At 67.0% G+C, this 22,068-nt stretch carries 21 protein-coding genes; 9 read left to right on the top strand and 12 right to left on the bottom strand.

Going from position 1 to position 22,068, the window contains the following annotated elements:
* Positions 1-51 precede the first annotated feature (51 nt).
* The 6 genes from LQ566_RS16070 to LQ566_RS16045 all read left to right on the top strand — a co-directional run bounded on the left by LQ566_RS16070 (position 52) and on the right by LQ566_RS16045 (position 6,416).
* Positions 52-969, top strand: coding sequence for an ABC transporter permease (locus LQ566_RS16070; protein ID WP_231092790.1), 918 nt, complete (start codon positions 52-54; stop codon positions 967-969).
* A 25-nt stretch (positions 970-994) separates the two neighbouring features.
* Positions 995-2,176, top strand: coding sequence for an ABC transporter permease (locus LQ566_RS16065; protein WP_231092789.1), 1,182 nt, complete (start codon positions 995-997; stop codon positions 2,174-2,176).
* A gap of 4 nt (positions 2,177-2,180) precedes the next feature.
* Entirely contained in the window at positions 2,181-3,203 is a 1,023-nt protein-coding gene (locus tag LQ566_RS16060; protein ID WP_231092788.1) for an ABC transporter ATP-binding protein, read from the top strand.
* The gene (locus tag LQ566_RS16055; RefSeq protein WP_231092787.1) at positions 3,196-4,149 is read left to right on the top strand and encodes an ABC transporter ATP-binding protein; all 954 of its coding nucleotides are present in this window, start codon (positions 3,196-3,198) and stop codon (positions 4,147-4,149) included. The genes LQ566_RS16060 and LQ566_RS16055 overlap by 8 nt, the downstream gene beginning before the upstream one ends.
* Positions 4,150-4,198: 49 nt before the next feature.
* Positions 4,199-5,842 carry a peptide ABC transporter substrate-binding protein gene (locus LQ566_RS16050; protein ID WP_231092786.1) on the top strand — a complete coding sequence of 548 codons (1,644 nt, stop codon included), beginning with the start codon at positions 4,199-4,201 and terminating at the stop codon, positions 5,840-5,842.
* 115 nt (positions 5,843-5,957) lie between these two features.
* Positions 5,958-6,416, top strand: coding sequence for a hypothetical protein (locus tag LQ566_RS16045; RefSeq protein ID WP_231092785.1), 459 nt, complete (start codon positions 5,958-5,960; stop codon positions 6,414-6,416).
* Positions 6,417-6,882: 466 nt separating this feature from the next.
* Here the strand turns inward: LQ566_RS16045 and dnaB are convergent, their stop codons facing one another.
* From dnaB to LQ566_RS16005, 8 genes are all read right to left on the bottom strand, one after another.
* On the bottom strand, positions 6,883-8,259 hold the full coding sequence (gene dnaB, locus LQ566_RS16040) for a replicative DNA helicase (protein ID WP_231092875.1): 1,377 nt from the start codon (positions 8,257-8,259) through the stop codon (positions 6,883-6,885).
* A gap of 893 nt (positions 8,260-9,152) precedes the next feature.
* The gene (gene rplI / locus LQ566_RS16035) at positions 9,153-9,605 is read right to left on the bottom strand and encodes a 50S ribosomal protein L9 (protein WP_231092784.1); all 453 of its coding nucleotides are present in this window, start codon (positions 9,603-9,605) and stop codon (positions 9,153-9,155) included.
* A gap of 11 nt (positions 9,606-9,616) precedes the next feature.
* Entirely contained in the window at positions 9,617-9,871 is a 255-nt protein-coding gene (gene rpsR, locus LQ566_RS16030) for a 30S ribosomal protein S18 (protein ID WP_040168021.1), read from the bottom strand.
* A gap of 37 nt (positions 9,872-9,908) precedes the next feature.
* Positions 9,909-10,427 carry a single-stranded DNA-binding protein gene (locus tag LQ566_RS16025; protein WP_231092783.1) on the bottom strand — a complete coding sequence of 173 codons (519 nt, stop codon included), beginning with the start codon at positions 10,425-10,427 and terminating at the stop codon, positions 9,909-9,911.
* A 5-nt stretch (positions 10,428-10,432) separates the two neighbouring features.
* Positions 10,433-10,804, bottom strand: a complete 372-nt coding sequence (gene rpsF / locus LQ566_RS16020; RefSeq protein ID WP_231092782.1) for a 30S ribosomal protein S6 — start codon at positions 10,802-10,804, stop codon at positions 10,433-10,435.
* Between the two features lie 179 nt (positions 10,805-10,983).
* On the bottom strand, positions 10,984-11,646 hold the full coding sequence (locus tag LQ566_RS16015) for a peptidase M23 (protein WP_231092781.1): 663 nt from the start codon (positions 11,644-11,646) through the stop codon (positions 10,984-10,986).
* Between the two features lie 72 nt (positions 11,647-11,718).
* Complete coding sequence (locus LQ566_RS16010) at positions 11,719-12,216, bottom strand: GNAT family N-acetyltransferase (RefSeq protein ID WP_231092780.1); 498 nt, start codon at positions 12,214-12,216, stop codon at positions 11,719-11,721.
* 144 nt (positions 12,217-12,360) lie between these two features.
* On the bottom strand, positions 12,361-13,641 hold the full coding sequence (locus LQ566_RS16005; RefSeq protein WP_231092779.1) for a hypothetical protein: 1,281 nt from the start codon (positions 13,639-13,641) through the stop codon (positions 12,361-12,363).
* An 84-nt stretch (positions 13,642-13,725) separates the two neighbouring features.
* Between LQ566_RS16005 and LQ566_RS16000 the strand changes: the two genes are divergently transcribed.
* Entirely contained in the window at positions 13,726-14,847 is a 1,122-nt protein-coding gene (locus LQ566_RS16000; RefSeq protein WP_231092778.1) for a hypothetical protein, read from the top strand.
* A gap of 75 nt (positions 14,848-14,922) precedes the next feature.
* Here the strand turns inward: LQ566_RS16000 and LQ566_RS15995 are convergent, their stop codons facing one another.
* From LQ566_RS15995 to LQ566_RS15980, 4 genes are all read right to left on the bottom strand, one after another.
* Positions 14,923-16,614 (bottom strand): dipeptide ABC transporter ATP-binding protein, encoded by a 1,692-nt coding sequence (locus tag LQ566_RS15995; protein WP_231092777.1) that lies wholly within the window; start codon positions 16,612-16,614, stop codon positions 14,923-14,925.
* The gene (locus tag LQ566_RS15990) at positions 16,611-17,606 is read right to left on the bottom strand and encodes an ABC transporter permease (protein WP_231092776.1); all 996 of its coding nucleotides are present in this window, start codon (positions 17,604-17,606) and stop codon (positions 16,611-16,613) included. The genes LQ566_RS15995 and LQ566_RS15990 overlap by 4 nt, the downstream gene beginning before the upstream one ends.
* Position 17,607: 1 nt before the next feature.
* Positions 17,608-18,681 carry an ABC transporter permease gene (locus tag LQ566_RS15985; protein ID WP_231092775.1) on the bottom strand — a complete coding sequence of 358 codons (1,074 nt, stop codon included), beginning with the start codon at positions 18,679-18,681 and terminating at the stop codon, positions 17,608-17,610.
* Between the two features lie 77 nt (positions 18,682-18,758).
* Complete coding sequence (locus LQ566_RS15980) at positions 18,759-20,417, bottom strand: ABC transporter substrate-binding protein (RefSeq protein ID WP_231092774.1); 1,659 nt, start codon at positions 20,415-20,417, stop codon at positions 18,759-18,761.
* 206 nt (positions 20,418-20,623) lie between these two features.
* On the opposite strand from LQ566_RS15980, the gene LQ566_RS15975 reads away from it, so the two are divergent.
* Complete coding sequence (locus tag LQ566_RS15975; protein WP_231092773.1) at positions 20,624-20,803, top strand: hypothetical protein; 180 nt, start codon at positions 20,624-20,626, stop codon at positions 20,801-20,803.
* Positions 20,803-22,038, top strand: a complete 1,236-nt coding sequence (locus tag LQ566_RS15970) for a hypothetical protein (protein ID WP_231092772.1) — start codon at positions 20,803-20,805, stop codon at positions 22,036-22,038. The genes LQ566_RS15975 and LQ566_RS15970 overlap by 1 nt, the downstream gene beginning before the upstream one ends.
* Positions 22,039-22,068: the final 30 nt, after the last annotated feature.

The raw sequence follows: 22,068 nt of genomic DNA, 5'->3' as shown, positions 1-22,068 counted from the left end.
AACGGTGGGATTGCAGAATAATCTCAGGTACCAGACGACAGGGAGGTGGCCGTGGCGAAGTATGTGATGAAGCGGATCGCCTTCATGCTCGTCGCTCTGTGGATCATCGCGACGCTCACCTTCTTCATGATGCACGCGATCCCGGGCGGACCGTTCACGTCGGATCGCAATCTGCCCCCCGCCGTCGAAGCCGCGCTGCAGGCGAAGTACCACCTCAACGACCCGATCATGGTGCAGTACGGCACGTACATGCTGGGGCTCCTGCGCCTGGACCTCGGCCCCTCGTTCAAGTACGAGGGCATGCAGGTGAACGAGCTGATCGGCTCCGGGTTTCCCATCTCGGCGCAACTCGGTGTGCTCACCGTCGCGTTCGCGCTGCTCATCGCCCTGCCCCTGGGAATCGTCGCCGCGGTGCGCAACGGCCGCTGGCAGGACTTCGTGACCATGGTGCTCGCGACGATCGGTGTCGCCCTGCCATCCTTCGTCATCGCCACGCTGCTGATGTACGTGTTCTCACTGAAACTCGGCGTGTTGCCCGCCTTCGGCCTCGACAGCCCCGCCGCGTACATCATGCCGATCATCGCCGGCAGCGGGTTCGCGCTGGCCTTCATCACCCGTCTGGTGCGGGCGAGCCTGCTCGAAGAACTCGGCCGCGACTACATCCGCACGGCGAAGGCGAAGGGGCTGCGCCCGAGCGCCATCGTGCTGCGCCACGCACTGCGCAACGCGATGATCCCCGTGCTCGCGGTTCTCGGGCCCATTCTCGCGGGCCTCATCACCGGCTCGTTCGTCATCGAGAAGATCTTCGCCATTCCCGGCCTCGGGCAGCACTACGTCAATTCAATCTCGAACCGTGATTACACGGCCATCATGGGCGTCACCGTGTTCTACGCGGCGATCCTCATCGCAATGATGTTCCTGGTCGACATCCTCTACAGCCTGATCGACCCGCGGATCCGGCTGAAATGAGCGAGCGCAAGATGGAGTTCGTCTCATGACCCAGGACATCACCGCCGCTGCCCCGGCCGACCCGTGGGCCCCGGCCACTCGCACGCCCCGCGACGCGGAGCAGCTGCGCCGCCCGAGCGAGTCCTTCGCGCGCCGTGCGGTCACCGGCTTCCTGCGCCGGCCCTCCGCCGTGACCGGGGTGGTGGTCGTCGTCATCATGGCTCTGTTCGCGCTGATCGGGCCGGCGCTGTCGCCATACTCGTACGACGAGCAGAACCTGGACCACGTCAATCTGCCACCGGTCATGCAGGCCACCGACGTCGACGGCCGGTTCTTCGTCGCGACGCAGAGCCTGACCCTCGTGGAACTGGATTCCGGCGGCCATCTGGTGGGAACCATCGGCGGTGGCGTGGACGATCCGGTCGCCAAGCGGATGACCTTCGACATCGGCGGCGGTGAGGAGCTCACGATCAACTACCGCGTGAAGCCGCCCACCCTGATGCAGGACGGCAAGACCATCACGCACTCCACGACGATGTGGAACACCGACCACGTGCTGGGAACCGACGGGCTGGGGCGCGACATGCTCACCCGCCTGATGTTCGGCCTGCGTATCTCTTTGCTCATCGCCCTGATCGCCATGGCCGTGAACCTCGTGATCGGCGTGATCTACGGCGGCATCTCCGGCTACATCGGCGGGAACGTGGATGCGGTGATGATGCGCTTCGTCGACATCGTCAGCACCATCCCGCTCATCCTGTACGTGGTGCTGATCCAGGTGCTGATGGCCGGCTCCAGCGGATTCCTCAGCATCGTGATCGCCCTGTCGACGGTGTACTGGGTCGACATGGCGCGCGTGGTCCGGGGGCAGGTGCTCACGATCCGCCAGCGCGAGTTCGTCGCCGCCGCGAAGACCATGGGCACCAGCGACGCGCGCATCCTCGGCCGGCACATCATCCCGCACGTGACGGGCTCGATCGTGGTGACCGCCACCATGCTCATCCCTTCCGCCATCTTCATCGAGGCGTTCATGAGCTTCATCGGCCTGGGTGTGGCACCGCCCATGGCGAGCCTCGGCACCATGTCCAACGATGCGCTCGCGACGCTGCGCTCCTCGCCGTTCCAGCTGTTCATCCCGGCAGGTGCCATCTGCATCCTGATGTTCGCCTTCAACTTCATCGGCGACGGGCTGCGCGACGCGCTCGATCCCCGGCAGAACAGGTCGTGACGACATGAGCACGAACGTCCTCGAGGTCCGCGACCTCCACACGTCGTTCTTCACCCGCAAGGGTGAGGTGAAGGCCGTCCGCGGCGTCGACTTCACGCTCGCTCCCGGCGAGACCCTGGGGATCGTGGGCGAGTCCGGCAGCGGCAAGAGCGTCACCGCGATGTCGATCATGCAGCTGCTGGCGCACGGCGGTCGCATCGTCGGAGGCTCCGTCACGTTCGACGGAAAGGACCTCGCCACGGCGTCGGATGCCGAACTTCGCGCGGTCCGCGGCGCGCGCATCTCGATGATCTTCCAGGACCCGATGTCGAGCCTGAACCCGCTGATCCCGGTGGGCAAGCAGGTGCGAGAGCTGCTGGACACCCACGAGAAGATGACCAAGGCCGAGGCCAAGGAGCGCGTTCTCGAGCTGTTCCGCATGGTGCGCATCCCTGAACCCGAGCGCCGCTATTCGGCGTACCCGCACGAGTTCTCCGGCGGCATGCGCCAGCGCGTGATGATCGCGATGGCGCTGGCGTGCAAGCCCGATGTGCTCATCGCCGATGAGCCGACCACAGCGCTGGATGTCACCATCCAGGACCAGATCCTGCGTATCCTCCGGCGCCTGCAGGCCGAGCTCGGGATGAGTGTGATCTTCATCACCCACGACCTGGGCGTGGTGGCAGAGGTCTGCTCGCGCGTGGCCGTCATGTACGGCGGGACCATCGTTGAGGAGGGGACGCTGGAGGAGATCTTCTCGCACACCGCGCACCCGTACACGCTCGGCCTGCTCGCCTCCGTCCCGCGCATCGACGGTGACCGGGACCAGCGGCTCGCCTCGATCCCGGGCACCCCGCCGGATCTCATGTTCCCGCCGCAGGGCTGTGCGTTCGCCGATCGGTGCGCCTACGCGCGACAGATCTGCCAGACCACTCCCCCGCCGGCCACCCGGCTGTCCGACACCCACGTGTCGCACTGTCATCTGCTCTCTCCGGAGGCGCCCAGCGAGAACAACCCGCTCACCCAGGTGAGGAGCGCTCATGCTTGAGGTCGAGGGTCTGGTCAAGCACTTCCCGGTCAGCGGGAAGCGGGGTGCCGTGGTGCACGCGGTCGACGGCGTGAGCTTCTCCGTGGGTGCCGGCGAGACGCTGGGGCTCGTGGGCGAGTCGGGCTGCGGCAAGTCGACGGTCGCACGCACCGTCATCCGGATGTATGAGCCGACGGCGGGCAGCATCCGGCTGGGTGGCGTCGACATCGCCCGGATGAAGGACCGCGAGCTGCGCCCCATCCGACCCCAGATCCAGATGATCTTCCAGGATCCAGCTTCGTCGCTGAACGACAGGATGACGGTGGGAGAGATCATCGCCGAGCCGCTGATCGCACAGCGCGTGGTGCGCAACGCGCGTGCGGCACGCGACCTCGTGGGCGACATGCTGGAGGCGGTCGGGCTGTCCGGGCAGCACATCGCGCGCTACCCCCACGAATTCTCCGGCGGCCAGCGTCAGCGGATAGGCATCGCACGCGCGCTCATCCTCAACCCTCGCGTCGTGATCGCCGACGAGGCGATCTCCGCACTGGATGTGTCGGTGCAGGCGCAGGTCATCAATCTGCTCCGCGACTTCCAGGAGGAGCGCGGGATCACCTACCTCTTCATCGCGCACGACCTCGCGATGGTGCGCCACGTCTCCGACCGGGTCGGCGTGATGTACCTCGGTCAGCTGGTGGAGCTGTGCGAGAGCGAAGAGATCTACCGCAACCCGCTCCACCCGTACACACAGGGCCTGCTGAAGGCGGTGCCGATCGCCGATCCTTCGGCGTCGAGCCGCCGCGTCGAGGCATCCATCGATGGCGACCTGCCCAGTCCCATCACGCCGCCGAGCGGGTGCCGTTTCCGCACCCGTTGCCCGCTCGCACAGGACATCTGCGCGACCGTCGTCCCCGAGATGCGCGATACCGGAAACGGACATCAGGTCGCGTGCCACATGGTCTCGTGACGGGCCCGCGCCCGTCGCACAGCAACACCACAATCGAAGGAGTAACGCAATGAAGAAGCTCGCTCTGGGCGCCACGGCGCTCGTGGCGGTCGCGGCCCTGCTGCTCAGCGGCTGCTCCGCCGGGGACACCGGCGGCGGGGGCAATGACACAGCCGCAGCCGACCAGAAGATCGTGTTCGCCGTCAACGAGGAGGCCGACAGCCTCGACCCGGGAGTGACGAGCAACAGCTTCGCCTCCCCCGTGATCATGAACACCTTCGAGCCGCTGGTGACCTACGACGCCAAGAACGAACTGGTGGGCGGCCTCGCGGAGACGTGGGACGTGAGCGCCGACGGCCTCGAGTACACGTTCCACCTGCGTCCGGATCTGAAGTGGTCCGACGGCAGCGCGCTCACCTCCGAGGACTTCCTGTACTCGTGGTTCCGCGTGCTCGACCAGGATCTCGCCGGGCAGTACGCGAACCTGCTCACCGACTACATCGTGGGTGCTGCGGAGTTCTACGCCGGAACCGGCGACAAGGAAGCCGTGGGCATCACTGCTCCTGACGCGAACACCTTCGTCGTGAAGCTGAAGACCCCCACGCCGTTCTTCCTGCCGATGCTGAACATGTACCCGTTCAACGCCGTCAAGAAGGACGTCGTCGAGGGCAACGCCGACACCTGGGCGAAGAAGGCCGACACCTACGTCAGCAACGGCGCCTTCATGGTCAGCGACATGACGTTCGGCAAGAGCATCACGCTGGTGAAGAACCCGAACTACTGGAACGCCGACAAGGTCAGCCTCGAGGAGATCACCCTCCGCGTGATCCCCGACCAGGCGACGGCCCTCACGGCGTTCGAGTCGGGCCAGGTCGACGGCATCTCCGCCGTGCCCACCGATGATCTCCCGCGCCTGAAGACCGACAGCGAGGACCTGTACACGGTTCCGCAGTTCGGCACGAGCTACTTCATCATGAACCTCACCAAGGCTCCCTTCGACAACCCGAAGGTGCGCCAGGCGCTGAGCCTCGCGATCGACCGTCAGGCCCTCATCGACAAGGTGCTGCAGTCCACCGACAAGCCGGCCACCGGCATCGTCGCCCCCGGCTATGTGCTGGACGGCACGGACTTCACCGAGGACCGGCCGGACTGGGGCATCACGCCCACCGGTGACGTCGAGGCCGCACAGAAGCTCCTGGCCGAGGCCGGTTACCCGAATGGTGAAGGCCTGCCGCCCATCGAGCTGTCCTACTACACGGACGACACGGTGAAGAAGGTGACCGAGGCTCTGCAGCAGATGTGGAAGAAGAACCTCGGCATCGACATGACCATCACCACCCAGGAGTGGAAGGTCTACTACGACGGCATCAAGGCCGGCAACTTCGACATCGCGGCGATGGGCTGGGGCGGCGACTACCTGCACCCCATGACGTTCCTCGCCGGATGGGCCAGCGGTTCCGAGCTGAACAACGCGAAGTACTCCAACCCGGCGTTCGACGCACTGCTCACCCAGATCAACTCGGAGACCGACGCCGCCAAGGGCGCCGAGCTCATGCACCAGGCCGAGGACATCCTCATCGGCCAGGACAGCGCCCTCATCAACACCTACTACCGTGCGCGCAACGTGATGTTCGCGCCCACAGTGGAGGGCTGGACGCTCACCCCGCTCAGCACTCTCTACTTCAAGGGCGCGCAGGAGGTCGCCGCTCAGTAAGCGCGACGACGGAAGGCGGGGCGGGGATCGCAGATCCCGGCCCCGCCTCTGTTCTGGGGCGTTCGGGACGGAGAGCGCCATAGGCTCGACACATCGATCGGCGAAGGGCTCACACATGGACACCGAGAACCTCGACAACGCACCCGTGCTGGTGACGGAGCTCGACCGCATTCATGCTGAATCGGGCGAAGCGGGCCAGGACGGTCAGATCGCGGTGTGGCAGGCTGCGGCACGGTTGGGGCTGTGGTTCTTCGTGAATCGGGGCACCCCCGACTCCCCCACGCCCTATGCCGTGCAGCCGCCGGGAATGGGTCCGGTCGTCTGCATCTACAGTTGCCGGGCTCGAGCACGGGAGGCGGCGACGCAGCTCGGTCAGGACGCGTCGGTGGTGCTTGCGCTGCCCACGCCCCGCGCGATCGACTACCTGGAATCCCTCGCTCCGCACGGTGTGGCCGGGGTCGTGCTGGACAAGGAGCACATCGGCATCTGGTCGCCGCTCGGGAACCTCTCGCGCATGCGCGACTGGCTGGTGCCGCAGACGATCATCGGCCGCGCGCCACGCGAGGAAAGCTGACGGGATCGGTGGCGGCTCCCGTTTCCGGACGGCTTTGCGATCCGCGGACGCGCCGGTTGTCGGCAGCCGAGTTGGCGCCCCGCAGTCCAGGGCGATTGGCGAGATGCTGAACCCCGGGTCCGCGCCACGGCGGCGCGGCGGATGACTGGCCGGCAGCGTCGTTCATGAGCGGCGCTGAGTCCATGACTGGGTGCGGTATCCATGACGGATCCGGCGAATACGTCATGAACTCGCGACGTGGTCATGACCTCACGACGTCGTGCCCCGGCTTCCCGACTTCATGGGGCAGTGGGGATGCGCCCGGCGACGCGGACGGCGTATCGACTTCACGCTCATGATCGGCGTCGAATCCATGACTGGGTGCCGAATGAATAATGAATCCAGCGGATTCGTCATGCATTCGGGACCTGATCATGGTTTCGCGCCGACGTTGACTGCTGTCCCGGCGCCCCCGCGCCGGTTCGCCTCAGTCGAAGCCGCCGCCGTCGTCGGGACCGGGGCCGCCGGGAGCCTCTCCGGGGGCCATGTCGGTGAAGCGGGAGTAGTGGCCCTGGAATGCCACGGGGACGGTCGCGGTGGGTCCGTTACGGTGCTTGGCCACGATGAGGTCGGCCTCGCCGGGGCGCACGTCCTTGTCGTAGGCGGACTCGCGGTGCAGCAGGATGACCATGTCGGCGTCCTGCTCGATGGAGCCCGACTCACGCAGGTCGCTGATGGCGGGCTTCTTGTCCTGCCGCTGCTCGGGACCACGGTTCAGCTGTGACAGGGCGATGACAGGCACCTGGAGCTCTTTGGCGAGCAGCTTCAGGGCCCGCGAGAACTCCGAGACCTCCTGCTGACGCGACTCGACGCGCTTGCCGCTCGTCATGAGCTGGAGGTAGTCGATGACCACCATCCGCAGGCCCACGCGCTGCTTGAGCCGACGGCACTTGGCGCGGATCTCGACGAGCGTCATGTTGGGGCTGTCGTCGATGTAGAGGGGGGCGTCGTTGATGCGTCCTCGCGTGGCGGCGACCTGCGTCCAGTCACGGTTGTCCATCATGCCCTTGCGGAGGTTCTGCAGCATGATGCCGCCCTCCGCGCTGAGCAGGCGCATCGCGATCTCGGCGCGGCCCATCTCGAGCGAGAAGAAGATGGTGGGCATCTCGTGCTTGATGGCGGCGGCTCGGGCGAAGTCCAGCGCGAGGGTCGACTTTCCCATGGCGGGACGCGCGGCGACGACGATCATCTGACCGCCGTGCAGACCGTTGGTGAGCTCGTCCAGCTCGCGGAATCCCGTGGGGATTCCGGTCATCTGCCCGTCGCGCCCGCGTGCCGCCTCGATCTCCTCGACGGCGGCGTCGACGGCGATGGTCAGGGGGACGTAGTCCTCGGCCGTCTGCTGCCCGGTGACGCCGTAGATCTCGGCCTGCGCGCTGTTGACGATCTCTGTGGCGTCTCCCTCCCCCGCGTAGCCCATCTGCACGATGCGCGTACCGGCGTCGACGAGGCGACGGAGGAGGGCCCGCTCGGCCACGATGCTGCCGTAATAGCCCGCGTTGGCCGCCGTGGGGACGATCGAGGTGAGGGTGTGCAGGTAGTCGGCTCCCCCGGCACGCTGCAGATCGCCCGTCTTGATGAGCTCATCCGTGACGGCGACCACGTCCGTGGGCTCGCCGTGGGAGTACAGCGAGAGGATCGCCTCGTAGATGACCTCGTGCTTGGGGATGTAGAAGTCGGTGCCCCGAAGCGTCTCGATGACATCGGCGACCGCGTCCTTCGACAGGAGCATGCCGCCCAGGGTGGACTGCTCGGCGAGCAGGTCGTGCGGTGGCGTGCGCTCGGGGCGCGGAGCCCCACCCATCCGGTCCTCCGTGATGTCAGCGATAGACACACGCACTCCTTCCCCGCGCCGGGCGCAACGACGTGACGGGAGATGCAGCCCGCCGGTTCCGACCGGAATCGCTTTCCAGCATCAGATCACGGGCCTCCGACATCCTCTGGATCGAGAGGTGAGGGACACGCGCGCGGGAACGAGATCCGGTCGTGAACCCACGCTAGGACCGACTCCTCCACAGGTCAAATGGCCCTGTGGATAACTCTGTGGAGAGGATGCGTGAAACGCCGTTCGAACTGTGGACAAACCCTGGGGAGAACTGGGGATAACTTGTGGACTGCCAACTTTTTTATGTAAGTTGATCGGGGCTTTCTCCGTCCACACCCGGTCTGGGGAAAGAATCTTGAAGTGGTCGTTGAAAGTTAACGCCAGCCGGGCGCGCCCTGTGTACAAGTCGGGGGATAACGGGGAGGGGATCCCGCTCGTATGAGCGGCGCGGCATGTTAACCACCGTGCCGGTGTGCGCCGCAGGATTGCGCTGCGTCGAAGGGGTGCCGACGAGATGAAACCGTCGCGACGCTGCTCGCCCTCGCCTCACCACGCTGTCCTCGGTTCGCGGCGTCGAGGCCCGGCGCGACGCCGCCGACGCACCGCCACACCGCACGCCTCCACAGCACCGGCACACCGCGCCTCCACACCGCCTCCACACCGCACCACCACACCGCCTCCACACCGCACCACCACACCGCCTCCACACCCGCCTCCACACCGCGCCTCCACACCGCCGCCACAGCGCCAACGCTCCGGGCGGCAGCGCGCCGGCTGCGCGCGGATAGCGGCACCCGCGCGTCGATCGACGTCGGCACAGCGCAGAGCGCCCCCCCTCCCGAAGGAGAAGGGGCGCTCTGCGGTGTAGCTGCTTACTTGGCAGCGACGACCTGAAGGGTGATGACCGCGGTCACGTCGTCGGTGAGACGAACGGTGGCCTCGTGCTCGCCCGTCGACTTGATCGCGGAGGTGATGTGCACCTTGCGCTTGTCGATCTTGCCCAGGCCAGCGGCCTCGACGGCGTTCGCGATGGTCTCGGTCTTCACCGAGCCGAACAGACGGCCCTCGGCGCCGGCCTTGACAGCCACGCGGACCTTGGCGCCCTCGATGCTGTTCTTCAGCGCGACGGCCTCATCGTGGTCGTGAATCGCACGAGCCTGACGAGCGGCCTGGATCGAAGCGACCTGCTTCTCGCCACCGCGCGTCCAGTTGACGGCGAATCCCTGGGGAACGAGGTAGTTACGGGCGTACCCGTTCTTGACCTCGACAACGTCACCGGCGCTACCGAGCCCGGCGACCTCATTCGTGAGAATCAGCTTTGCCATTCCGGTGCTCCTTAGCGGCCAGCGCCGGCGTAGGGCAGGAGCGCCATCTCGCGTGCGTTCTTGATCGCCTTGGCGATCAGACGCTGCTCCTGCACCGAGACACCGGTGATACGACGGGCGCGGATCTTCCCACGCTCCGAGATGAACTTGCGAAGGGTTGCGACGTCCTTGTAGTCAATGACGCCAACCCGGATCGACTTCGCGGGAGCGGCGTTCTTCGCGCCCTTCCGCGGCTTGCGGCGGTCGCCGCTCGACTTTCCAGCCATGGTTTTTCCTTATCGAGAATGTGTGCCCGAAGGCGAATCAGAACGGGGTGTCGTCGCCGTAGGCGCCGGGAGCTGCCCAGCCGTCGCCGCCCGAGGAACCCGGGGTCGACCAGGGCTCGTCCGAGACCTGCTGCTGCTGGGGGCGGCTCTGGCCGCCGCCACCACCGAAGCCTCCGCCGGCACCGCCGGACGAGGCTGCACGGGTGACCTGAGCCGTCGCGTAGCGCAGCGAGGGGCCGATCTCATCGACCTCCAGCTCGATCGCCGTGCGGTTCTGGCCCTCGCGGTCCTGGTAGGAGCGCTGCTTCAGGCGACCCGTCGCGATGACGCGCGAGCCCTTCGTCAGCGATCCGGCGACGTGCTCGGCGAACTCACGCCACACGCTCGCACGCAGGAACAGCGCTTCGCCGTCCTTCCACTCGTTCGCCTGACGGTCGAACGTACGCGGGGTCGAGGCGATCGTGAAGTTCGCCACCGGCAGCCCGTTCTGCGTGTAGCGCAGCTCGGGGTCTGCCGTGAGGTTACCCACGACGGTGATGATCGTTTCGCCGGCCATCGTGATTACGCGTCCTTCTTCGGAGCCTTAGGCTTGCGAGCGGCCTTCTCCTCGGCGCGCTTGGCCTCAGCAGCGACCTGAGCGATCGCCTCTTCGGCACGCAGCACCTTGGTGCGCATGACGAGCTCGCTCAGCTTCAGCTGACGGTCGAGCTCCAGCGTGGCCTCGCTGGTCGCGGTGAAGTCGACGACGGCGTAGATGCCCTCGTTCTTCTTCTGGATCTCGTATGCAAGACGGCGCTTGCCCCAGACGTCGACCTTGTCGATCGAGCCACCATCGTTCGTGATGACCTTCAGGAACTTGTCGAGGTTGGGGGCCACCTGGCGCTCGTCGAGCTCGGGGTGAAGGATCACCATGAGTTCGTACTGGTGCGTCACAGACCCACCTCCTTCGGACTAATCGGCCGCGAAGACTCTCTCCGCGGCAGGAGGGTGTGTTGCACGTGCCCGGGCAAAGTGAGCCCAGGCAACCACAACAGCCTACCGTACGGATCGGGGCGGGAACCTCCGAGTCCGCACAGCACTCCTCGCACCCCCTGGCGGAGGCGGCGCGGGGGTCAGGACTGCGCCAGTGCGGCGACCACCGCGACCGCCGACTCCCAGTACTTCGCGTAGTGCTCCTCGTCCCTGTTCACCTGGACGAGGTGGGCGACGATGGTGGGCTCCAGGTTGTCGCGGTCCGGGACCTTGCGCAGCATGGCGGCGTAGAACAGGCGGGCGCTGGTGGGCGGATCCAGTCGCTCGTCACGCGATCCCCACCAGTCCTGCTGCTGGAAGAGCCCGAGCGACGACGTCGGCGAACCGTCCGGATTGGTCCGCTGCGAGGTCTCCCAGTCGCCGTAGTCGATGTTGCGCAGGCTGGACTCACCCATGGCTGTCATCACGGCGATCGCCTGGTCGCGAGGTCCGAGCCCCAGCTGGTTGCCGACGTCGATGATCACGGCTGCGTTGACCAGCTGCTCCTGGTCGTAGCCGTCCACCGTCATCGCCGACACGGCGGATGGATCGACGCTGACGCTCACCACGTCGGGGAGCACGGGCGCCGGGGGAGCGGTGGCGATGACGGCGATCGTGATGCCGGCCACACCGACGATCGACGCCAGGATGACCCCCCGCAGCCGCCACTCGCGACGGACCGCCTGCTGCTTCTTCGTGAGGCGGCGCTTTCGCGGTCGCTTCCGGCGCTGCCGCGCGGAGCGTCGCGCACCTGCCCTCACCACGCGGCGCCTCCCGTGATGCACCGGGTGCACCGGTCCCGGGCGGTGGTGGTCTCGGGCTCGGAGGTCATCCGCTCAGTCCAGCACGCCGGCACGTGCGTGCACTGTCTCACCGCCGTGAGGTTGCCCTGCATCGGCAGGGCGCGCGGAGCGTACGAGGATGTCATCGACACCGTCCGCGCTCACCAGCACGAAACCGTGCCGTTCGTACAGGGGACGGGCGCGTGACCCGTCGAGCACCTGAAGCTGGACGTCGCGATCGGCCACCTCCGCGAGCACGATCTCCAGCACCGCGGAGCCGATGCCCCGGCCCTGTGCCACGGGCTCGAGGTAGAACATCTCCAGCCAGACCGCGCCGCCTTCGGGGCGCATCGTGATGGTTCCGACACGCTCGTCATCGTCGCGCACGATGCGCGTCCAGGCGGGGGAGAAGTGATCGCGGACACGCTGGGCGGATCGACTCGGGCTCCACGCCCCGACCGCGCGCTCCAGGTCGGCTCTCAGCACGGTCGCCTTGAGATCGATGACGTAGTCGACGTCGCCGGGGGCGGCGGGAATGAGGGTGATCACCACCCATCCAGCTTCGCATCCATCGGTGCACCGCCGGAGACGCACACGGGGCGACGCCCACAGGAACGAGCACGGCCGTCCCCGGAAGGCACCGAGGCTCATTCCGCTCACGGCATCGACAATCGGGCGCTGTGTCCGGCGTGGCGGCTAGCCCGTGGGATCCTCCAGGACCCGGTCGGTGCGCTGCGTCTCCGCATCCCGCACCCCGAAGGCGGCGAGCACCCGGCGCGCGATGCCCGTCTGCAGCGCCACGGCGAGCACGGAGCCCGCGATGCCCGCCGCCAGAAGGACGCCGCCGACCCACGCGGCCGGCACCCGAGCGTCGATGTCGATTCTCGCGGCATGGACGGCCACGTACGTGAGAACGGACAGCGGCAGCGACGCGGCGATGAGGGTCCGCGCCCAGCGCCGCGGGGCAGGATCATCACCCAGCACCACGCCGAGGTCGTCGCGAGAGGGACGCTCCTGGCGCACCTCCACCCCGCGCAGCATCCGGACGATCGCGTGAACCCGAAGAACGACCACGAGACCCGTGATCGCACTGCCGAGGATCGCGATGCCCAGACCGACCGCGAACAGCACGATCCAGATGTAGAGGGTCTCCTGGAGCCAGAGCGGCGGTGTGGACACCCGCCGCAGGGCATCGTTGGGCTGCCACGCGGTGAGCACGAAGAGCGCCACGACCATCAGGGCGGTGCCGGGCCACGTCACCACCCGACCCGCGAGCGCCACCCCGCGGAAGCGGGGGACAGGCGTGATCGTCAGCCGGGACGATCGTGCCGCCGCTGCGTTGTCCGCGCGCACCACGGCGCCTCGCGCCCACACCTGCGCCGCGCGACCCGATGCTTCCTGCAGCCGACGGTTGGCGGCGCCATGCGGGGCATTGGCCCGGATCAGCAGAACTCCGATGACGGCGATCAGCGCGGACGCCCCGAAGATCATCACTCCCACTCCGCCGTCGTTCTCGAAGAACATCACGAAGAAGGAGATGACCGCCAGCAGTCCGAAGATGGCAGCCAGCACCCAGCCCATGCTCACCATCACGGCGTTGTGACTGCCCGCGCCCAGCTGCACGCGCTGGTACCGCGGGGGGACGTCGTGCGGCGTCCGCTCCGCCCCGCGATGCATGGAGCGCAGCACCCCGATCTGCTCGGCCCGGTGGGCGAGCGGCCAGATGATCAGTGCCACGACGAGGATGCCGGATACGAGACCCAGCAACCCGCGGGCGTCGTTCGGGAAGCCGAGATCCTCGATCGGATAGTCGATCTGCTCGTGCAGGATGCCCAGTACGAGGGCGATCACAAAGGTGACCCCGGCGCCGAGGAGCGCACCGATCGACGCGTCGCGCAGCGTCGCCGCCAGCGAGCCGAGCCACCCCGGCGCATAGGCGACGAATCGATCCTGGTCCGTTGTCGAATCCCCCCGCACGCAACAACCGTATGCGCTGACGAGCACAGGCTCCACCCGGCCGAGGACAGATCGGGCCGCGGATATCCTGACGGGATGATGGCCATGAGCTCCTCGTCCGTGCCCCGACACGGTGACGAGGCCGACCGTTCCGGACTCCGCACCGACGCGCTCACCGGGCCGATCCGCTTCGGCGACGTCCGCCGGTACGCCCGCGCGGTGCGATCGGAGTTGCCGAAGCGGCTGTCGTCCGGAGCGCGGTACCTCGTGCTCATCGGCGTGCTGCTCGCGTTCGTCATGCTGATGATGGTGTGGCCGATGCTGGAGGACCTGCTCGGCGGTGACGTGGACGCGGCGGACCTGGGCATCATCGCCATCGCGCTGATCGCACCGCTCGGCGTCCTCGTGGTGTGGGTGTGGCTGTGCGTGCGTCTGATCCGCGAGGACCGTCGCCGCTACCGGCTCCACCGCTTCGCCGCGGACAACGGCTGGCGCTACGATCCGTGGCTGCCCACCAGCTGGTACCACGGGATGTACGCGATGCCCGGCGCGGTCGAGGACGTCTTCGACAGAACGGTGATTCCCGGGGCTTCGCCTGTGGAGGTGGCCACGTATCGGGGCACCACAGGGACCGGCAAGAGCCGCACGATCCGGCAAACCGACTACGTACGGGTGCAGCTGGGGGTGGTCCTGCCGCACATCGTGCTGGACGCGCGAGCGAACGATCGACCGTTCGGACGCACCAACCTCCCGATCGGCCTGACCTCCGATCAGCGCCTCATTCCGGAGGGCCCCTTCGCGGATGCGTTCCGCCTGTACTGCCCCAGCGGATACGAGACCGATGCCCTCTATCTGTTCCCGCCGGACGTGCTGGCCGTCATGCTGGATCACGCCCGCGACCTGGACGTCGAGATCGTCGACGACACGCTCTATCTGTGCGCGCCGAAGAACGTCGTCAGCACGGATCCCCAGCGCTGGCAGTCACTGCTCACCGCCGTGGACGCGATCTCCGCAAAGGCTCGTCAGTGGGAGGCGTGGCGAGATGACCGCCTCACGCCCGATTCGGCCGACCCGCTGGACCGCCCGATCGGCGTCGCCCCCGCAGGACGCCGACTCCGCCAGCGGTTCGAGTGGTGGTGGGTGATCGCCAGCGTGCTGCTGCTCGGCTTCGGCCTGTACTCGCTGATCAGCGACTTCGTGACCTGGCTGATCTCGCTCGGCTCGTAACCACACCGCGATCGAGGGCCCGCGACGCAGGTCGCGGGCCCTCGATCTCATATGCCGATTACGGCATGTGGCGCATCACTGACCGCGCGACGCCGCGCGAGCCTTCTCCCAGTCGGCCCGGCGGAGCTCCTGCGCCACCGGGTCCGGCACGGGAAGCGAGGCGAGCAGCTCCACCGTGTAAGGATCGGCCGGGCGGTTGAGTACCTGCGCTGTCGTCCCCTGTTCACGAATCACCCCGCGCTGGAGCACGATGATGCGATCGGCGACCTCGTCGATGACAGCCAGGTCATGACTGATGAACAGGCAGGCGAAGCCGAGTTCCTGCTGCAGCTGCACGAACAGCTCGAGCACTTTGGCCTGCACCGACACATCTAGCGCGCTGGTGGGCTCGTCCGCAATGAGCAGCTTCGGGTCCAGCGCCAGTGCCCGTGCCAGCGACGCACGCTGACGCTGCCCACCGGACAGCTCATGCGGATAGCGGTCACCGAAGTTGGTGGGCAGACGCACCGCATCCAGCAATTCGTTCACCCGCCCCCGCGCCTCCGCCGTCGATCCTGCGCGGCCGTGCACGACCAGCGGCTCGGCGATGCAGTCGGCGATCGTCAGCAGCGGATTGAAGCTGGTCGCCGGATCCTGGAACACGAAACCGATGTCCGCTCGCTGCGCGCGAAGCTGACGCGGTTTCACGTGGAACATCTCCTGGCCGAGCACAGTCATGGAGCCGCCGACCACCTGCGTCAGCCCCACCATTGCGCGGCCGATGGTCGTCTTGCCCGAACCGGACTCGCCGACGAGACCGACCACTTCGCCCGGACCGATCCAGAAGCTCGCACCCTTCACGGCGACGACGCCCGCGGTTCCGAAGCGGCCGGGGTAGCCGATCTGGACGTTGTCGGCGACCACGAGGCTGCCGGTGGGCGGCGACGTCGGGGCCTCAAGCGCAGGATCCTGGGTGGCAGACTTGCCCCTGCCGACGTGGGGCACGGCGGCCAGCAGCTCCCGCGTGTACTCCTGCTGCGGGGCGGCGAACAGCTCCCGCACGGGCGCCTGCTCCACGATGTCACCGCGGTACATCACGATGACCCGGTCAGCGAGATCCGCGACCACCCCCATGTTGTGGGTGATGAGGACGATGGTGGCACCGAACTGATCGCGGCACCGGCGGAGGAGATCGAGGATCTCCGCCTGAACCGTGACGTCCAGGGCCGTGGTCGGCTCGTCCGCGATGATCAGTCCGGCGTTGAGCACCAGCGCCATCGCGATCACCACACGCTGCTTCTGCCCGCCGGAGAACTGATGCGGATAGTCGTCGATGCGCCGCTCCGGATCGGGGATACCGACCCGTCGCAGGATGTCGATGGCCTGCGCGCGCGCGTCCTTCCGGTTGATCGTGCCGTGAGCGCGCAGGCCCTCGATGATCTGCCAGCCGATGGTGTACACGGGGTTGAGCGCCGTGGACGGCTCCTGGAACACCATTGCCGCGTCGCGGCCCCGCATGGCGCGCAGCTGCTTGTGCGTAGCGTGCACGACGTCGGTCTCCCGCCCGTCGCGGCCGCGGATGACGACGGCTCCGGACATGGTCGCCGTCTCCGGCAGCAGACCGAGCAGCGTGTTCGCTGTCACCGTCTTGCCGGATCCGGACTCGCCGACGATGGCCACAACCTCGCCGGCATGCGCCTGCAGGTCTATGCCGTTGATGGCATGTACGGGCTCGCCATCCGTGGCGAACGTCACCCGCAGATCACGGATCTCTGCGATGTCGGTCATGCCGCACCTCCCGCCCGGCGACGCTTGCGCAGTCGCGGATCGCTCAGGTCATTGAGGCTCTCACCCACGAGGGTGATGCCGAGAACCACCAGCACGATGGCGATGCCGGGGAACACGCCGGTCCACCAGATGCCGCTGGTGACGTCGGCGATGGCCCGGTTCAGGTCGTAGCCCCACTCTGCCGCCTGCGTCGCCTCGATGCCGAAGCCCAGGAAACCGAGGCCGGCCAGCGTCAGGATCGACTCCGAGGCGTTCAACGTGATGACGACGGGAAGCGACCGCGTGGAGTTGCGCAGCACGTGACGGATGAGGATGCGCCCGGTCGGAACGCCGATGACCTTGGCCGACTCCACGAAGGGCTCCTGCTTCACCCGCACCACCTCGGCGCGGATCACGCGGAAGTACTGCGGAACGAACACCACGGTGATCGAGAGCGCCGTCGCCATCACCCCACCCCAGAGGTTGGACTGCCCACGACTGATCACGATGGTCATGACGATGGCCAGCAGCAGCGACGGGAAGGCGTAGATCGCGTCGCAGATGACCACGAGGATGCGATCGAGCCAGCCGCCGAAGTATCCGGAGATCAGGCCGAGGGCGATGCCGAGGAAGATCGAGCAGACGATGCCGGCGACGATCACGAGGAACGCGGTCTGCGCACCCCAGATCACGCGGGAGAACACGTCGAAGCCCGAGACCGTGGTGCCGAGGATGTTCGTCGCGTTCGGCGGCTGCTGCGTGCCGAACGACGTGCCGTCCGGCAGCTTCTGCTGCGCCCAGCCGAAGGGGGCGATCAGAGGGGCGAACACGGCGATCAGGATGAACACCGTGACGATGATGAGGCCGGCCACCAGCATGCCGCGCTGCAGGCCGACGCTCTGTCGCAGTTGCGAGATCACCGGCAGGCGATCCTTCAGCGGTCGCTTCTGGGGCGCGATGGCCGCGAGCGTCGAGGTCTTCGGCGTGGGCAGGTCGCGAGAGGACTCGGACATGTCAGTACCTCACCCTCGGGTCGATCATGGCAGCCACGACGTCCACCAGGAAGTTGGTCACCGCGACGATCACGGCGATCATCACGACGATGCCCTGCACCGCCACGAAGTCACGCGCCTTCAGGTAGGACGCCAGCATGAAGCCGAGTCCCTTCCACTCGAAGGTGGTCTCGGTGAGCACGGCGCCGGCCAGTAGCATCGCGATCTGCATGCCCATCACCGTGATGATCGGGATCAGAGCGGGACGGAACGCGTGCTTGGTCACCAGTCGCGACTCGCTGACGCCGCGCGACCGGCCGGAGGTCACGTACTGCTGCCCCAGGGTCCCGATCACGTTCGTGCGCACCAGTCGCAGGAACACGCCACCGGTGAGCAGACCCAACGCGATCGCCGGCAGGACGGCGTGCTGCAGCACGTCGCCGACGGCGTTCATGTTGCCCACGCGCAACGCATCGATCAGGTAGATGCCGGTGGGATTCTGCACGCCGCTCATCAGCAGCTCGGTGTCGGTGCTGGCACGCCCCGCCACCGGCAGGACGTCCAGCCACACCGAGAAGACCAGCTTGAGGAGGAGTCCCACGAAGAAGATCGGCGTGGCGTAAGCGAGGATGGCCATGATCCGCAGCGCTGCGTCCTGCCACTTGTCCCGCTTGTAGGCGGCGATCAGACCCAGCGGAATGCCGATGATCAGCGCGACGATCACCGCGTAGATCACCAGCTCCAGAGTGGCTGCGCCGTAGAGGAAGAGGATTTCGATGACCGGACGGCCATCGGTGATCGTGGTGCCGAAGTCACCGCGGAAGACGTTTCCGAGGTACTCGACGTACTGCACGAGCACCGGCCGGTCATAACCGGCCTGATGGATGCGCTCCTGCAACGCGTCCGGGGTGAGGCGACCACCGAGTGCGGCGGTGATCGGATCTCCCGTCAGGCGCATGAGGAAGAAGACCATCGTCACCAGGATGAAGACGGTGGGGATGATCAGGACGAGGCGGATGAGGATGTACCGCCAGAGCCCGCCGGAGGGCGCTTTGGCAGCACTCTCCACGACGGGGTCCGCGACGACTGTTGCCATGCGTGAACCTTATCTGGAACGCGACAGAGGCCAGGGGATCCGGCGATGGAAGCGCTGGATCCCCCGGCCTCAGGTCGTCACTTCTTGGTGAGCGGTCCGTAGCGGAACTTGAACGACGCGTCCAGCGTCGTGCCGTCCACGTTCGTGCCGACGATCGCCACCTGCTTGCCCTGCAGCAGCGGCAGGGTGGACAGGTCAGCGGCCACCAGGTCCTGGATCTTGCCGATCTCCTCCAGGCGCTTGGCCGAGTCGGTCTCGGTCTGCTCCGTGGTGATGAGCTGCTGCACCTCGGCGTTGTTGTAGTGGTTGTTCAGGAAGTTGTCCGCCGTGAAGAACGGCGACAGGTAGTTGTCCGGGTCGGAGTAGTCCGGGAACCAGCCCAGCTGGTACATCGGGTACACGTCCGCGCTGCGGTCCTCGGCGTACTGCACCCACTCGGTCTGCTGCAGGTTGACCGTGAACAGGCCGCCCTCCTCCAGCTGGGTCTTCACGGCGGCGTACTCGTCGCCCGAGGACGGACCGTAGTGGTCGCCGTTGTACTGCAGGTTGAGCGTGACCGGGGTGGTGACACCGGCGGCGGAGAGGATCTCCTGCGCCTTCTCGAGCGAGGGGCCGCCGTTGCCGTCGCCATAGAGCTTCTTCAGCGGCTCGGTGGCACCGGGCATGCCGTCTGCGACGAACGAATAGAGCGGGCTGTAGGTGTCCTTGTAGACATCGGTGGCGAGCGCCTCGCGGTCGACGAGGGACGCCATGGCCTGGCGCACGGCCAGCGCCTTGGCGGGGTCCGCACCCTCGGCCTTGGCTCCGAAGGGCATGGTGTCGAAGTTGAAGACGATGTAGCGGATCTCACCACCCGGGCCGTCGACCACCTTGACCTTGTCGTTCTTGCTGAGGTCGTCGACGTCGGTGGCCGAGAGGCTGCGGAAGGCCACGTCGATCGCGTTCTTGCCGATGTCCAGCTTCAAGTTGGACGCATCGGCGTAGTACTTGACCGTGACGCCGTTGTTGTCCGGCTTGCCGAGGTTGCCCTGGTAGCCCTCGAACGGCTTGTACTGGATCAGCTCGTTGAACTTGTAGGAAGCGATGTCGTACTGGCCGGCGAACGCGTGGCCGTCGACGATGGCCTGGTCATCGGTGAGCGCATCGGCCGAGAAGACCTCTTCGTCGACGATGGGGCCCGCGGGGCTGGAGAGGATGAGCGGCCAGATCTGGTCGTTTCCGTTCTTCAGCGTGAAGACCACCGTGGTGTCGTCCGGGGTGGCGATCGAGTCGAGGTTTCCGAGCAGCGACGCGGGGCCGTTGGCGTCGGCGATCTTGACGACGCGGTCGAAGGAGAACTTCACGTCGGAGGAGGTCAGGTCATGGCCGTTGGCGAACTTCAGACCGGACTTGAGCTTGACGGTGTACTCGGTGGGGGAGGTGAACTCCGCCGACTCGGCGATGTCCGGCGTGACCTCGGCGGTGCCGTAGACGCTGTTCATGAGGAACGGGTACACCTGGTTCATCACCGCGAACGAGCCGTTGTCGTAGGAACCGGCCGGGTCCAGCTTGGTGATCTTGTCGGTGGTTCCGACGACGATGTCAGAGCCCGACGACTCGGAACCGCCGCTGGCTCCGTCAGACGGCGAGGTGTCGCCGCCCGTGCTGCTGGTGGTGCAGCCGGCGAGGATCAGTGCGGAGGCGCCCACGGCGCCGAGGGCGAGAACCAGACGGCTCCGCTTGTTGTGCGATGACATATGTTGCTACCTCTGTGAAATCGGGTACGGGGCCGGCCCTCCGGGCTCGACCGTTGCGTCATCCTCTCCCTTCAAGCGGTTTCACAGGAAGCGCACGTTGCACATCGTGACGAGACTGAGACTCTTCGAGCGTGACACTGCGCTCCGGCGCGCCGCACACGCTCTCGGTAAGATCTGTGGATCGTGCACAGCACGAAGGGGGATGCATGACCGTCACGTTCGACGCGGGCCCGCTGGTCCAGCCGATCACCGCCGAGGCCCTTCGGGACTTCCGGGCCACCTCCGGGCGCCGGCTGCGGCGCGGGGTGAGCTGGGCCTGGATCGGCGGTCTCGTGCTGATTCTGGGGTGGTGGCTGGTGCAGTTCGTGATGAAGGTGTTGGTGTGATGAGCGTTCCATTCGATCCCCGGCCTCTCCTCGCGCCCGTCGATGAGCGAGCCGCGCGCGCGGAAGGCAGCATGCGCCGGGAGCGTGATCCGCTGATCGCCCGTACGGCGGGGAGACAACGCCAGACGACGGTGATCCTGCTCGCCACTCTGGGCCCGTTCCTGCTGCTGACGATCGGCGTGACGATCCTGCCGATGATCGCGACCGCCGTGGCGAGGCCCACGCTCATTCCGGCACTGGTCTTCTTCCTGGTGCTGATGGCCGCCTTCATCGCGGGCATCGTCGCCCTCGCTGTGGCCGTCACGCGCTCCGCGCGCCGCGCCCAGGACGCCCAGTGGTACCGCTTCTCGCGCTTCGCCGCGGCGAACGGGCTCGAGTTTCATCCCTACATCCCCGAACCACCGCTTCCCGGCCTGCTGTTTCGCGGTCGCAACGGCACGGATCCGGCCAGCGAGAACGTGCTTCGCGGCATGGCGCCGCGCGTGGTGGAGTTCGGCGACTACGCCTTCACGGTGAGCAACGGCAAGAGCTCGACGCGGGTGCGGCGCGGCTACATCGCCATCCGGGTGGACAACCTGCTGCCCAACATCGTGCTGGATGCGAAGGGGAACGACGGCCCGTTCGGCGGACTCAGCCTCGATCGCAGGCAGAGGTTGAGCCTGGAGGGTGATTTCGACCGCTTCTTCACGCTGTACTGCCCCACCGGCTACGAGACCGACGCGCTGTATCTGTTCACGCCCGACATCATGCTGCGACTCATGACGCAGGCTGCGGTGCTGGATGTCGAGCTGGTGGACAACTGGATCTTCTTCTACGCCAACCGATCGATCCCGTCGATGGATCCGGCGGTCTGGGCCTGGCTGTTCTCGCTGGTGCACGCGATGCTCACCAAGGTGGAGCAGTGGGAGCGCTGGCGTGACGAACGTCTGGCCGGGGTTCGCCCGGGCAGCGGCATCGCCGTGGTCCCGTCGCCGTCAACACTGACACCGGGCGGATATGCGCCCGGTGCACCGGCACCTCACGCGGGGGTCCCGTTCGCGGCACCGGGTCATCCGGCGCCGCCGGCCGCGTTCGTGCTCCAGCCGCCCGGAGTCGCCCATCCCGGACGGCGCCTCCGCGGCGGCTGCAGCGGTCGGGCCTGGGTGATCGTGGTCGTCGCGCTTGCCGTGGTGGTGGTGCCGGCGATCGCGATCTTCGGCATCGTGCTGGGCTCGATCGCCGGATCCGTGCGCTGAGAGAGGGAAAACGCACCTCCGACAGGCGTC

The organism is Microbacterium nymphoidis (assembly GCF_021044885.1).
GTDB lineage: Bacteria > Actinomycetota > Actinomycetes > Actinomycetales > Microbacteriaceae > Microbacterium > Microbacterium nymphoidis.
The sequence above is the reverse complement of the archived record's forward strand: the minus strand, read 5'-3'. Positions and strand labels throughout refer to the sequence as shown.